We start from the raw sequence: 14145 nt of genomic DNA on the forward strand, positions 1-14145 counted from the left end.
CGTTCCATTGGTCTTTTCTTATGGTATCAAAAATCGTTCCGCTCGGACAGCACGTATTTCAGCCGAGGGAGCTGTTTTTTCGATCTCAGGCATACATTGAGGTATAATTGAGATATCATGGAGTACATCAACAACCACAGGAGCAGTGGTTGTACCAAAGGAATGGATCTAATATGTATCCTAAAGCTTATATTGAGTTCCTCGCCCATTTTCACGGAACGAGGGATTATTTCGAGTGCCACGAAGTTCTCGAAGACTATTGGAAAGACACAGAGCCCCGGAACCGCTCTTCCATATGGGTTTGGCTCATCCAAATCGCTGTAGCCATGTATCATGACCGGAGAGGTAACCAAAATGGTGCCAAGACCCTAGTGAAGCGGTGTTTGAGAAATTTCCCCGATCCTAACGATCTGGATGAGATCGGTTTGGACGGAGAACGTCTCGAGAGTCAGCTTCAAGCCTTCCAAAAACGTCTGGACATAGGGGCAGCTTATCGAAGCTGGAACCTCCCGATTACCGATCAAGAACTGTCCGGGGAAGTGCATCATTTGTGTCAGCAATGGGGCGTCGCTTACGGATCCCCGAGCAATATGGACGATGAATACCTGGTTTTCAAGCATAAATTGAGAAGAAGCTGATTTTTTCCTTAAACGTAACAAAGGAGGTGTCGATCCACGACACCTCCTTTTTCTTTATAACTGTGAAGAGGCACTTTCTTCATCGCATTTCTCAATGAATGATTCTGTGGCAACGTCCGCACACACGTGGCATTCCTCTTTGAAATGGTCACGGACGCGGTGGATCATCTGCCTGCCTATCCCAGTATTCCGATGGGAAGGGTTGACGGATACATGCTGGATGACAGCTTTCCCGTCTTCCAAGCGAACACCGACCGCTCCGAGAATATCTTCCTCTTTCCACAAAAATAGATTCCAATCCGGATTGGAATCGTATTCCTTTATGATGTCCTGAAGAGTTCTCACATCGGAAACCTCAGGCATGAAAGAAAGCAAACCCATCGCAATCTTTTCAAATGATTTTTTATATCGAATTAACATATTAACCCCTCAATTATGAAAATAACTTTCCTAGATTTCCAGATGATCGCCAGACCTACCGAAAAAGAAATTGGTTACTTTCAATCATTGTCTATTTATTTCTGCCTGTCAAGTTTACATGACGATGACGAACCAATAGTATAAACCCCAGCCGATGCTGAACAACGATAAAAACGTCAGCAGCATCCAGTTTTTCTTTCTCATTATACGTTGCCCCCGGTGTTTCGTGATTTGCCCCGTTCTATAGAATATAGCATAGCGGGGGATTATTCAAGCCTGTCCAAGCGCCTTTTCACCATGGACCAGAGATGATACCCGTCAGATCCCTTTCCTCTGATCGTAAACGGAATGAGGTTGATGACGGCAAGATACGTATTGAAAAGAAAGGATAGCCGCAGAAGATCACCACCGGTGTCCTTATACCATACGTACAGCAAAGCGGCTGTCAACCCATTGAATACAGGGCCGCCGATACTGATCCATACTTTTTCAAAATCATTGAAAGGAGGCTTCCGTTCGTTCAGAGAATAAGCTCCTTGAAAGAAAAGCAGATGAATATATACATAAACTCTCGCGACTTTCCATCTTCCGATCACCTTCCCCCTGCCCAGGTGCAGCACGCTTTGATCCGCACGGAAGAAACGGCCAGGGATAAGGTGACCAGCCTCATGGATGAGTAAGCTTAAGGGTGCCACGAATAAAACCAGCTCGATCAGTGTGACAATCATGAAGGGTCTAACGATTATTTATCTTCGACACGAACCTTTTGCATGACGTCCCCGACACGAACCCGGTCTACCGTATCCACACCTTCGATCACTTTACCGAACACGGTGTGGCGTCCGTCCAAATGCGGTTGAGGGGAGTGGCAGACGAAGAACTGGCTGCCGCCTGTATCTTTACCAGCATGGGCCATGGAAAGAGTTCCACGCTCGTGTTTATGAGGGTTACCCTCTGTCTCACACTTGATGGTGTATCCAGGACCGCCTGTCCCACGGCCATCCGGACAACCGCCCTGGATGACGAAGTCAGGGATGACACGGTGGAAAGTCAAACCATCATAAAATTCATCATTGGCCAGTTTCTCAAAGTTTTCTACTGTATTCGGAGCGGCTTCATCGTAAAGTTCGATCACCATTTTTTCTCCATTTTCAAATTCAATTGTACCTTGTTTCATTTCTCATACCCCTCTCATTTTTCATAAGATAAATCGTGCCGAGTCATCTCCTGATAACTCTCTCTGCGTACGACAAGCTGATGCTTTCCATTTTCGACGAAAACCACGGCCGCTTTTTGAAAGCGGTTATAATTGTTTGCCATAGCATAACCATACGCTCCCGTGCTGAAAACTGCAAGTCTGTCTCCATGTTCCACTTGAGGAAGCGCCACATCCCATATTAGCATATCTCCTGATTCACAGCACTTTCCAGCTATGGAATATTCATTTTCTTCCTTTTGATCCATCTTTTCCGTAAGGGCCGCTTCGTATTTCGCCTGATAAAGGGCCGGCCGGATGTTATCGGTCATCCCCCCATCGACAGACACATAGGTCCTTACACCTGGAACTTCCTTGATCGAGCCTATAGTATAAATGGTCGTACCCGCTTCGCCGACAATCGAGCGCCCGGGTTCAATCCAAATTTCAGGCATTGGGTATTCATGCTGTGAGGAAAGTTCCTTCACTTCACGGATAAGCGCGCGGGCATAATGATCCAGTTCAAGAGGAGCATCATCTTCCGTATATTGGATACCGAAACCGCCCCCTAAATTGAGAACCTCCGCTTCATAGGCATACCGGTCACGCCAATCAATCAATGTTGTAAAAAGTTTCCTCGTTGCCATTTCAAAACCATTTGTCTCAAAGATTTGGGAGCCGATATGGCAATGAAGACCGGCCATCTGTATATTTTCATCATCCTTCACTTTCAGGAACGCCTCTTCTGCCTGGCCGCTGCTCAAATCAAAGCCAAATTTAGAATCTTCCTGCCCTGTCAAAATATAATCATGGGTATGAGCTTCAATACCCGGTGTAACACGGAGCAGCACGTCCATCGTTTTCTTTTGCTCAGCAAGAATAGCCTGAAGGAGTTCGATTTCATAAAAGTTGTCGACAACGATACAGCCGATTTCATATTCTACAGCCATCTCCAGCTCCCGGATGCTCTTATTATTGCCGTGCATGTGTATGTTCTCTACGGGAAAGCCTGCTTCAAGAGCCGTATGTAATTCCCCTTCTGAAACGACATCAAGACTCAACCCTTCCTGTTTAGCCACTTGCAGCATAGCTACGGAAGAAAAAGCTTTGCTTGCATAAGCGACTTGAGCCTGCACATCATTTTCCTGGAAAGTCTTCACGAAAGCTCGGGCTTTTTGCCTGATTTGATCCACATCATATACATAAAGAGGGGTCCCATATTGATCGGCCAGTTCTGCCGCCGGCACCTGCCCAATCATTAACTGCCCTTGTTCATTGATCGTATGATTCATCGTAACCCACCTTTTTTAAACGAAGAAATGATAAAAAGAAAATGCCCCTTGGCAAACAAAGGACATTCAAGATTTATTTTAATTTATCACATTGCTAAAGAACGGGCAATACGATTATTTCTGGCGATGATTGTTCTGAGGGTGAACGACACTCGGCCGTACTTTTAGAGAGGGCATGCTGAGCCTGAGAATGATTTGCACCGCTGCTTTCGCATTAAATGGAAGAAACGGCCACAAATAAGGCGTGTTCAATGATTTCGTATTCGCCAATAGAAGAACGTAAGCTAAGAAACCTAGCATCAACCCTTTAATCCCGAACAACGCGACTAGAATTACAAACAGAACACGTGCCATTTTATTGGCCACAGACAATTCATAACTCGGCGTGGAGTACGAACCAATGGCTGCAACGGCGACATAAAGAATAACTTCCGGGACGAACATGCCGACATCGATGGCAATCTGCCCAATCAGGACGGCGGCGATCAGCCCCATTGCAGTGGATAACGGGGTCGGCGTGTGGATGGCTGCGATTCTGAGCATCTCCAGCCCTAAATCCGCAATCAGGATTTGAAAAATGATCGGTATACTGCTCTCTTCGTTCGGCCCGATAAAAGCTAATGGTTCAGGCAGAAGATCCGGCTGCGTGACAAACAGCATCCATAGCGGGAGTAGAAAAACGGAGGCGAAAATCCCGAAAAACCTTACCCAACGCACAAATGTTCCTACTGGTGGAGATTGACGGAATTCTTCAGCATGCTGGACATGATGGAAGTATGTCGTCGGCGTAATGATCGTACTTGGTGATGTATCCGTCATAATGACGACATGACCTTCAAACAAATGAGAGGCTACAACATCTGGGCGCTCGGTATAACGGACAAGCGGGAACGGATTTCTTCCTTGATTGACAATGTATTCTTCAAGACTTTTATCCGCCATCGACAAACCATCAATATCTATGTCCTGAATTTCTTTTTTCAGACGTTCGACAAGACCCGGGTCCGCCACATCTTTGATATAGGAAATACACACATCCGTTTTGGACCGGTTCCCTACCTGCATAATTTCATTTCTCAACCGTTCATCACGAATCCTGCGCCTCGTAAGAGCTGTATTCTCAATGATATTCTCGGTGTATCCATCCCTTGAACCTCGAATGACCTTTTCCGTATCCGGCTCTTCAGGCGTTCTTCCCGGATAGGTCCTCACATCGACGATGAACGCTTCTGTTTCCCCGTCGACGAAAATGACCATCAACCCTGATAGCATCTGAGTGATACAGTCCTCAAGATTAGCCGTTGTTTCAACCTGTTGGTGAGGAATTTCATCTTTGATCTGTTTGAATACAGAATTGACGTGTTCTTCATTGTCATTCATTTCCATTAACTGACGCATTACTTCAACGACAATCGGGGTTTCCACCAAACCGGTGACATAATAGAAGTTCACTTCCACTCCAAGCAGCGTCAGTGTTCGGAAACCAGCATCAAATGACTGGTCTACGCCGATCCGTTCGTTCATCGTCCTGCGATTTTGGTCAAGCTTCATGACGATGGGCGTTTCTTTTTTCTGCACAGGCATAAACCAACACTCCTTGATTGCTTTTTATCCTTTCGGCTTAAAGAAGACAGCTACAATAAAACCGAACAAAATAGCCGAGGCGATCCCTGCTGATGTAAGCTCGAAGATTCCGATGGCGATTCCGATAATTCCGTGCTCCTCCGCCTGCTCCATAGCCCCATGCAAGAGGGAATGGCCGAAGCTTGTAATCGGAACAGTCGCTCCTGCACCCGCGAATTCTATCAGGTTATCGTAAAGGTCGAACGCATCGAGCAAAGCTCCCGCTACAACGAAAGACGACATGACATGAGCAGGGGTAAGTTTAAAGACATCCAACAAAATCTGGCCGATGACGCAAATGGCACCGCCTACGATAAAGGCCCACAAAAAGGTCATGACATCCCTTCTCCTTTCGTCAGAACGACAGCATGAGCGATTCCTGGAATCGATTCCTTCTGCTGAAGCATCATCGGGCTCATGAGAGCTCCGGTCGCTACAATCAAAACCCTTTTGTATTTTCCTTTCTTCAAATCCTGAACGATTTTTCCGTAAGTGACGACTGCAGAACATGCGCAACCGCTTCCCCCCGCAAAAACTGGCTGATCACTGTGATAAACAAGCAATCCGCAATCTTTATGCACATCACTAATGTCATACCCATCCTGCTTCATTAAATCCCTGAGAATCGGTGTGCCTACAGCGGATAAATCGCCAGTGGCGATAACATCGTAATCTCCTGGAACACGTCCCATATCTTCGAGATGCGTTTTTATCGTACCCCATGCAGCAGGTGCCATCGCTGAACCCATGTCGAAAGGGTCTTTGATGCTGTAATCCATCACTTTTCCAATCGTTGCTGCTTCTACCTGGATATCAGAAGGTGTCTTTGAAAGAAGAGCTGCTCCACTGCCTGTGACCGTATAGGTGGCTGTTTTCGGTTTTTGACCGCCATATTCCGTGGGATAGCGGAACTGACGCTCAGCTGTACAATTATGGGAACTTACAGCTACGAGTGCCTGCTTTGCGTATCCGGAGGAAACGAGAGCTGCACCGGTAGCGAGCGTCTCCATACTTGTTGAGCAAGCGCCAAACATTCCAAGGACAGGCATACCGAGCTGTCTTGCCACATAGTTCCCCGTTACATTTTGATTCAACAAATCGCCAGCGAGAAACAAATCAATGTTGGATTTATCTGTGCCAGCTTTCTGCAGGCAGCTGTTTACCGCGTCTGTCATCAACTTCCGTTCGGCCAGTTCCCAGTTGGATTCTCCGCAATGAAGTTCTTTATGAACAATGTCATAGGTCTCTTTCAGCGGTCCTTCACCTTCCATAGGCCCAACAGCTGTCCCGGTCGATTGCAAATATACTGGATCTGTAAATGTCCAGGATTGAGTTCCAGTTTTAGCCATTTCATTTTCCTCCTAAAAGATCAGTGACCACGTATATCGTATGATTCCGAAAACGTATGCAGCTACGACACCAAATACAATGACAGAGCCTGCCAGCTTGAACAGGTTGGTGGCCACCCCAAGTACCAGCCCTTCGGATTTGTGCTCAAGCGCTGCAGATGTGATCGAATTTGCAAAACCCGTCACCGGGACCGCGGACCCTGCACCTGCAAACTGTCCGAGCTTATCATACACACCAAAACCTGTCGCCAGGGCGGACAGAAGAATCAACGTCGCAACCGTTGGATTGGTGGCGTTTTTTTCACTAAAATCAAACCAGTGGATATACATTTGAGTGAGCAGTTCACCGAAAACACATATGAGCCCACCTACGATGAACGCTTTGACACAATTCATGACGTAAGGCGGTTTCGGCTGATAATCTTTCCTCGCCTTATCAAAATTCTTTTGCGTCAGTTTCTGTTTAGCCATCATCCATCCTCCTTAACGTACAAATATCAACCATTGAAACAGTGATCCAGCAATTTTCCCAAGAACGAGAGCCATTAATAGAGTAAAAAGAAATCCATCTACGCCGATCCTTTTAAATAACAAGGGGAATACATTCAGCACTTCCGTCAGAGCTGCAGCTAGCATACCGATGAAGACCCCATGAAAAAGCCCCCAAATCATGAGACCAACTACTGTCATCTTGATCGGAACGTCTCCGAAAGAAAGATAAATCCCAGCAAAAACACCTAAGATAACTGCCCACTCATAACTTCTCAATTTAGATTCGGAATGGCTCAGCTGCATGAGGCGGGGAACGATTCCAAGCACAGTTAAAAACGCGACGAACCCTGTCCCAACAGCAATTCCTGAGGCTAATCCTATGAGAGCTTCAACGATCCACATCCTGTTTTTCCACCTTATTTTCTTTGATCGCTACGTAATGATCCAGGTCTTCCTGATAATTAAAAATTTCCACTTCCATGGGGCTCGGCTCTTCATTGAAACGTTTCTGGAACCAATGATTGAAAAACAGGATCATACCGATGCCGAGCCCGATGGAATAGGGAACCTGAATCCACAGCGGGTGTTCCACCTCTTCGCCTGTCAGCATGAAGTGAAGCTTCTGCTGGACCTGCTGCATGCTCACATCATAATGGAAGTTCATGATCGCCATGGCCGCTCCTATGAAAAGCAAAATCCATATCCCACTGATCAATAGCGGGGACGGCTGTTTTTGATGCTTTTCAACGTGCACCACACATTGATTGGGACCGATCATTTCTACATCGAGATCCGGGAATTTCCCGATCACTTGCTCGACGATCATGAAGGAGTCGATGACTACGATGTTCCGGTCCTGCTCTGTAACTTGATGCAGTATCATTTGTTCCATCGATGGTTTATACTCTTCGTGACCGGTGATCCGCGCTACATCCTTAAGCCGGATCTCGGTCAGGGGCTGGACATAAATCGATTGCTTAGTACGTATATAGACAGGAGTCGCCATCCTTTCCGCCTCCCCTGTGTAGATTTTCTTAGACTTATTATGCGACTCAAAAGAAAAATCATACGGATTCTCCTTGTATATTCCAATTCCATTAAAAATCGACGTCTTATTATAGATAGGGGTGGTTGGGAAGGAGGAGACTCGCATGGAAGACGGGAGCAGGCCAGTCCCTACATGGCAGAGCCAGAGGAGGCCCTGGCGGTAAGCGAGCCCTTCCTGCCCTGTGTATGACTATGTATCAAAACACATCTCTTTTCGTCACCTTTTACCGAAGCAACAAAAAAGCTGTACCTCCTCAGGTACAGCTGTCAGCTTGTATCATTCATCGTTTCTTTCATATCAGCAAGGATTTTCTTTTCCAATCGGGAGACTTGGACTTGGGAGATACCCAGACGTTCGGCGACTTCCGTTTGTGTCTGATCCTTGTAATAGCGGAGATAAATAATCAGCCGCTCCCGTTTATCCAATTTACTCATCACATCCTGAAGGGTCAGATGATCGAACCAATTGTTGTCTTCCTCCGCAATTTGATCGACGAGAGTAATCGGATCCCCTTCATTCTCATAAACGGTCTCATAAATTGACTGCGGCGTCCGTCCCACTTCCTCCGCCTGGACGATTTCTTCAGTCGTAAGGTCCAGTGCTTCCGCCAACTCATTGACCGTCGGTGAACGTCCATACTCCTTCAATAATTCTTCTTTCTTAGCACGGACTTTATGATTCAATTCCTTCAGACTCCGGCTCACTTTCACACTGCCGTCATCCCTGATGAAGCGCTGGATTTCACCAATGATCATCGGAACCGCATAGGTCGAGAAACGCACATCGTAACTCAGATCGAATTTATCGATGGATTTCAATAATCCGATACATCCGATTTGATACAGATCATCCTGATCGTAACCACGCCTGAGATATCGCTGGACGACCGACCATACGAGACGAGTGTTCCGTTCAACCAGATAGTCTCTAGCTTTCTGATCACCCGCCTGGCTCCTTTTGATCAGATCTTTGACATCTTTATCCGACAGACGTTCTTTCGTCGTATCGCTCATAAGCGCGGCCTCAATTGCACAAAGCGCGGGTCGACGTCAGCTGCTTCGTCATTCGGATCGTCGTTCCGACCCCGGGCTCCGAAGTAATGTCTACGCGATCCATGAAGTTCTCCATAATCGTAAAGCCCATTCCTGAACGTTCCCATTCAGGTTTTGACGTATACAAAGGTTCTTTGGCGATTTCAATGTTTTCGATTCCGTGCCCTCGGTCCTGGATGATCAATTCGATTTCACCGTCATCGATGGCACACGTAAGCCTTACCTTTTCATCCGCCTTCTCTTCGTATCCGTGAATAATTGCATTCGTAACAGCTTCCGATACGACGGTTTTGATATCGGTCAGTTCTTCCATCGTCGGATTGATCTGACTGACGAAAGCGGCTACTGACACCCTTGCCAGCGATTCATTCTCACTCACACTCGTAAATTCCAAGGTCATTTCATTTCGCATGATGCCACCCCCAACATCTCAAGCGCGGATGCCTCATCATCCACAAGCTTCATGATTTTGAACATGCCCGACATATCGAACAGCCTCCGGACTTCTGGAGAAATTGAACAAATCACCATTTCATTGCCTCTCGCCTGTACCTCTTTATAACGACCGAGCATCACACCAAGGCCTGAACTATCCATGAAGGACAGCTTTTGTAAATTGACAATCACGTGATCCACTGCATGATTGGAAAGCTCTTTCTGCCATGCCTCCCGAAGGCTGGTGGCTTCATGATGATCAAGCTCTCCATTTAGACGAACGAGCAGAACGTTTTCTCTGACAGCAAAATTAACTTGAAGACTCAAGTGAATTACCTCCTCTGACTTTATAAGAGTCACTATGTCTTTTCGGACTTTCTGCTGTCATATCCTTCTGAGAAACAGAACTAGTGGCAAAATGCTAAAACCTCTGAAAGCTCGTCAAATTCTTCCAAGACTGTTCCCATAAAGCCGGGAATCCTGCCTTCTCTACCGGTTCAGACGTTTCCAGCCGGACTTTAGCCACTTCCTGATCCCCATTCTTCACGATTACCCACCCCATGTGGGCCCCTTTTTCCAATGGAAGGTTCGATTTTTTCGCAACTTTCACTTCTGTTTGGTACTCACTCTTCTTGTCATTCTTCTTCTTCAAAACGACGACATCCTTTTCCGGAGAGAGGTTCAATTGAAGAGGTTTCCCTCTCGTCATCTTCAGGGATTTCAACGTGTCATCCTTAGAGTACAGCTTCACTCCTTCATACTGACTGAATCCATAATCCAGAAGGCTGGTTACATCCGCATTACGCATTTTCGGATTTTCTGCTCCCATGACGACAGCGATCATATGCATGTCCTCCCGTTTTGCAGAAGCTGTAAGGCAGTATTTCGCTTCACTTGTGTAGCCCGTCTTCAGACCGTCCATCCCCGGATAATTTTTTATCAACTTGTTCGTGTTGACGAGCCAGAATTCATTTTCCTGGCCTTTCCGGAGATAGTCATCATAGATTTTCGTATAATTCGTTACTTCATCGTGAAGGAGCAGTTCTCTGGCCATGACAGCCATATCATGAGCAGTACTGTAATGCCCTTCTGCCGGGAGACCGGTAGGGTTTTGGAACTGCGTATTCTTCAACCCCAAATCCTTGGCTTTCTGATTCATTTGGGAAACAAATTCTTTTTCACTTCCTGCGATCCTTTCAGCCATAGCGACACTTGCATCGTTTCCGGATGCTACTGCAATACCTTTGAGCAGGTCTTCGACAGTCATTTCTTCTCCTGCTTCAAGAAAAATCTGTGACCCTCCCATAGATGCAGCATGTTCGCTGATCCGTACTTTTTCATCAAGCTTGATGCCGCCTTTATCAAGCTCTTCCATGATCAATAACAGGGTCATAACTTTTGTCATGCTCGCTGGAGGGAGCTTTTTGTTTGAATCTTTATCAAAAAGCGTCATCCCGCTGTTTTTTTCCATCAATACCGCGGATTTCGCTGAATTTACGATTTCCGTCGATTCTTTTTCTTCTGCAAAACTTATATTCACTGGTAAGAGTGAAAAGACTAAACAAAGAGCGAGAGTCGCACTTATCAATTTTTTCATAACCTGAACCTCCCATTGCTTTAAGTGACCCTAGCTTTCCCTTACCATCATCTTCTATACATAACCCACTGTGCTCTATATAAAAGTCAAATTAGTTCTCCAAAACCCATAAAAACCGCCGGTTCATCAAACCAAGACTTTTTCTCTACATAAAGGCCTCTGCTATCCGTAACGTATGTTGAATCATTCTAATAAAAAGGCTCTGTTAAAGTTCAGTGTTGATATTTGCATCAACGGATGGAAGTAACAATGAATGATAGGATGGTAAAAGGGGATTTATTCCAAGTGTCGAAACCGAGCCTTTCGCTAAAGCGCAGGATTGTTGACGACTCCGTTTCGAGACTTTTGTTGAGTGGATGGGGGCTACGGGGAATAGTCGCTTTGCCATATAAGTGTCTCGAAACCATTACTTGAAAAATCAGCTTGTATGGGTAAGAGAAGTGAATGATATGATATCATCTCTACCCCATTAACGTTTAGCATACGTAAATGCTTGATACTACGCACGATTGCCCGCCTGGGGGAGAAGAATTGGAAACTTGCTAATCCATACAGATGTTCGAACCTCAACCATTCAAGCTACCCTTTTTAAAGTGGATTCGAGACACTTATAAGGTCAAAGGGGCGGAGGGAAACGGTGAGACTCCTAAGGGACGTGTGGGACAGGTGAGACCCCGGAAGGCGTAGCCTGAGGAGGCTCACCGCCCGCCCCATGGAAAGAGAACCTTTTCCCGGAGCCCCTAGAATCACCCAAACATCTCGAAGCTGAGTCTTCCACAAACGGGAGCTTTCGTTGAATAAGCCAACTATAAAAAAAGAGGAACACCATAAAAATGGTGTTCCTCTAGTGTGGATAAAAATTTAAACCCTGCGTATTTTTTTCATAGAAACAGCACCTGAATGGGGAGGTTAGATGTAGCGTTTATTTTCTTCCTGCTTGAGCCAGTGACGGATTCCCTTGCCTGCATGCGGTTCGTCCTGGAAGCGTGGGATGATGTGCAGATGGGCATGAAAAATGTGCTGCCCACCGGTTTCATAACAGTTGTAACCGATGTTGTAGCCATCTGGTTTCATCGTCTCATCCAGCCAGCTTTTAACCTGATGGATCATTTTCTGGGTATCCAGCCATTCATCCTCAGACAGATCGAAAACAGTTGTTTTATGTGATTTCGGAACAATCAGGCCGGACCCCTTTAGAATGCGCTGATCTTTTTGGACGAAATAACAATGATCATTCTCAAAAACGACGCGCTGATTCTCGTCCTTTTCCGGTGAACACAGAACACATGAATCCATGGGGTTCCCTCCTATGTAATCGGTATGATGCTTTCCAGGGATACGAAAGCTAAGAAAGAAGCGAGGATGAGAAGAAAACTTCCTCTTAAGAGGCGGTCATCTTTCAAATATAGAAATCCTTGAAAAAAGTACATGAATGCCAACACGAAAGCGACATTTATAAAACTGACGTCCATCGGGGATAACCAGATAAATATCAGAGCGAACAATGATCCCCAAGCCACGGTTATTTCCAGGCGGCGTAACATGACGTACCTCCTTTTATCAGCATCATATCATGAACATTGGTGGATGAACATGTAAAGGAGAAGCGATTTTCAGAAAATATCAGAAAAAACGAGCCGCCTGACAGTACAGGCGGCTCGACTATTCACTCTTATTTGATGATGTTGTGAATTAACGTAGGTTTTTCAACTTTTTCACCAGAGATGGTGTACGCTTCTTTCACTTTATTGATGGAATCTTCCGGCTGTTCATCATCACTGATCAGCACGACAAGGGCTTCTCCTGCTTTAACAGGATCACCGATTTTCTTCTTCAGGCTGATTCCGACACCGTGATTGATTTGATCTTCTTTTGTTGCACGGCCGGCACCTAGATACATCGCTGCAATTCCAATGGATTCAGCATCGATCGCTGAAACGTATCCGTCTTTATCAGCGGTTACTTCAATTTCGTGGGCCGCTTTTGGAAGCTTGTCCAGATCGTCAATCATGGACACATCTCCGCCTTGAGACTCGATAAGTGTTCTAAGGGATTGGAATGCTTTTCCATTTTCGATGTTCGCTTCGATCGCTTCGTAAGCTTCCTCGTAAGTGGAGAACTTCTCAGCAAGGACAGCCATATGGGAAGCAATCTCAAGGGAAAGCTTGCGCAATCTTCTACGTTCTTGCCTTTAAGAATTTCAGCAGCTTCTTTGATTTCGTTGGCATTCCCGACTTCGAACCCTAGCGGCTGGTTCATGTCACTGATGACAGCTACCGTGTTACGGCCAAGGTTGTTTCCGATGTTCACCATTTCACGGGCCAGCGCTTCTGAATCTTCCAGCGTCTTCATGAAGGCACCGGATCCTGTTTTCACGTCAAGGACGATACTATCAGCACCGGACGCGATTTTCTTACTCATGATTGATCCTGCAATAAGAGGAAGGGAGTTTACTGTACCCGTCACATCTCTTAAGGCATAAAGCTTTTTATCTGCAGGAGCAAGGTTACCTGTTTGACCGGCTACGGCCAGCTTGTGCGTGTTGACATTCTCAATGAATTTCTCTTTGGACATTTCGATTTCAAGTCCTTTGACCGATTCAAGTTTATCAAGCGTACCGCCTGTGTGACCCAGGCCGCGGCCGGACATCTTGGCTACCGGGATCCCGACAGATGCCACCAATGGACCTACGATGAACGTAACTTTGTCCCCTACTCCGCCGGTAGAGTGTTTGTCGACTTTCTTCCCTTCAATCGCTGACAGGTCGATCGTTTCCCCGGAGTCTACCATTGCCTGTGTCAATGTCGCCGTTTCTTCAGGTGTCATGCCCTGGAAGTAGATGGCCATGGTGAAAGCTGAAGCCTGGTAATCAGGAATCTCCCCTTTGGTATAACCTTCCACGAAAAATTCGATTTCTTCTTTCGTCAATTCTCCGCCATCGCGTTTCTTGACAATAATGTCGTACATTCTCATCTCGATCACCCTTTACTGTAGATTAAGTAGG

At 46.1% G+C, this 14145-nt stretch carries 17 protein-coding genes and 1 pseudogene; 1 reads left to right on the forward strand and 17 read right to left on the reverse strand.

All coding sequences use genetic code 11. The features are described 5' to 3' along the window. The first annotated feature begins 173 nt into the window (after window positions 1-173). Entirely contained in the window at window positions 174-638 is a 465-nt protein-coding gene (locus ACXADE_RS10720; protein WP_474980459.1) for a DUF309 domain-containing protein, read from the forward strand. 54 nt (window positions 639-692) lie between these two features. On the opposite strand, the gene ACXADE_RS10725 is transcribed toward ACXADE_RS10720, so the two are convergent. From ACXADE_RS10725 to ACXADE_RS10805, 17 genes and pseudogenes are all read right to left on the reverse strand, one after another. Next, window positions 693-1058 carry a GNAT family N-acetyltransferase gene (locus tag ACXADE_RS10725; protein WP_474980460.1) on the reverse strand — a complete coding sequence of 122 codons (366 nt, stop codon included), beginning with the start codon at window positions 1056-1058 and terminating at the stop codon, window positions 693-695. A 266-nt stretch (window positions 1059-1324) separates the two neighbouring features. Beyond that, window positions 1325-1753, reverse strand: coding sequence for a M50 family metallopeptidase (locus ACXADE_RS10730; protein ID WP_474980461.1), 429 nt, complete (start codon window positions 1751-1753; stop codon window positions 1325-1327). 47 nt (window positions 1754-1800) lie between these two features. Then, window positions 1801-2235 carry a peptidylprolyl isomerase gene (locus ACXADE_RS10735; RefSeq protein WP_474980462.1) on the reverse strand — a complete coding sequence of 145 codons (435 nt, stop codon included), beginning with the start codon at window positions 2233-2235 and terminating at the stop codon, window positions 1801-1803. A 14-nt stretch (window positions 2236-2249) separates the two neighbouring features. Further along, window positions 2250-3545 carry a diaminopimelate decarboxylase gene (gene lysA, locus ACXADE_RS10740; RefSeq protein WP_474980463.1) on the reverse strand — a complete coding sequence of 432 codons (1296 nt, stop codon included), beginning with the start codon at window positions 3543-3545 and terminating at the stop codon, window positions 2250-2252. A gap of 114 nt (window positions 3546-3659) precedes the next feature. Beyond that, window positions 3660-5129: a spore germination protein gene (locus ACXADE_RS10745; protein WP_474980464.1), complete on the reverse strand. Its 1470-nt coding sequence runs from the start codon at window positions 5127-5129 to the stop codon at window positions 3660-3662. A 24-nt stretch (window positions 5130-5153) separates the two neighbouring features. Next, entirely contained in the window at window positions 5154-5504 is a 351-nt protein-coding gene (gene spoVAE / locus ACXADE_RS10750) for a stage V sporulation protein AE (protein WP_474980465.1), read from the reverse strand. Further along, entirely contained in the window at window positions 5501-6517 is a 1017-nt protein-coding gene (spoVAD, locus tag ACXADE_RS10755; protein WP_474980466.1) for a stage V sporulation protein AD, read from the reverse strand. Before spoVAD ends, spoVAE begins: the two co-directional genes overlap by 4 nt. Window positions 6518-6529: 12 nt before the next feature. Further along, complete coding sequence (gene spoVAC / locus ACXADE_RS10760; RefSeq protein ID WP_474980467.1) at window positions 6530-6988, reverse strand: stage V sporulation protein AC; 459 nt, start codon at window positions 6986-6988, stop codon at window positions 6530-6532. 12 nt (window positions 6989-7000) lie between these two features. Then, window positions 7001-7411, reverse strand: a complete 411-nt coding sequence (locus ACXADE_RS10765) for a stage V sporulation protein AB (protein ID WP_474980468.1) — start codon at window positions 7409-7411, stop codon at window positions 7001-7003. Beyond that, window positions 7398-8015 carry a stage V sporulation protein AA gene (locus tag ACXADE_RS10770; RefSeq protein WP_474980469.1) on the reverse strand — a complete coding sequence of 206 codons (618 nt, stop codon included), beginning with the start codon at window positions 8013-8015 and terminating at the stop codon, window positions 7398-7400. Before ACXADE_RS10770 ends, ACXADE_RS10765 begins: the two co-directional genes overlap by 14 nt. Window positions 8016-8323: 308 nt before the next feature. After that, window positions 8324-9070, reverse strand: coding sequence for an RNA polymerase sporulation sigma factor SigF (gene sigF, locus ACXADE_RS10775; RefSeq protein WP_474980470.1), 747 nt, complete (start codon window positions 9068-9070; stop codon window positions 8324-8326). Window positions 9071-9080: 10 nt separating this feature from the next. Further along, a complete protein-coding gene (spoIIAB, locus tag ACXADE_RS10780; protein WP_474980471.1) occupies window positions 9081-9521 on the reverse strand; it encodes an anti-sigma F factor in 441 nt (146 codons plus the stop codon). Further along, the gene (gene spoIIAA, locus ACXADE_RS10785; protein WP_474980472.1) at window positions 9506-9871 is read right to left on the reverse strand and encodes an anti-sigma F factor antagonist; all 366 of its coding nucleotides are present in this window, start codon (window positions 9869-9871) and stop codon (window positions 9506-9508) included. Before spoIIAA ends, spoIIAB begins: the two co-directional genes overlap by 16 nt. A gap of 94 nt (window positions 9872-9965) precedes the next feature. After that, window positions 9966-11141: a D-alanyl-D-alanine carboxypeptidase family protein gene (locus ACXADE_RS10790; RefSeq protein WP_474980473.1), complete on the reverse strand. Its 1176-nt coding sequence runs from the start codon at window positions 11139-11141 to the stop codon at window positions 9966-9968. 909 nt (window positions 11142-12050) lie between these two features. Next, window positions 12051-12437, reverse strand: a complete 387-nt coding sequence (locus ACXADE_RS10795) for an HIT family protein (protein ID WP_474980474.1) — start codon at window positions 12435-12437, stop codon at window positions 12051-12053. A gap of 11 nt (window positions 12438-12448) precedes the next feature. Then, on the reverse strand, window positions 12449-12685 hold the full coding sequence (locus ACXADE_RS10800) for a hypothetical protein (RefSeq protein WP_474980475.1): 237 nt from the start codon (window positions 12683-12685) through the stop codon (window positions 12449-12451). A gap of 128 nt (window positions 12686-12813) precedes the next feature. Beyond that, window positions 12814-14114: pseudogene (locus ACXADE_RS10805) on the reverse strand (pyrimidine-nucleoside phosphorylase). Between the last annotated feature and the right edge of the window lie 31 nt (window positions 14115-14145).

The sequence above is a fragment of the Halobacillus sp. ABR2_026 genome, from assembly GCF_056158545.1.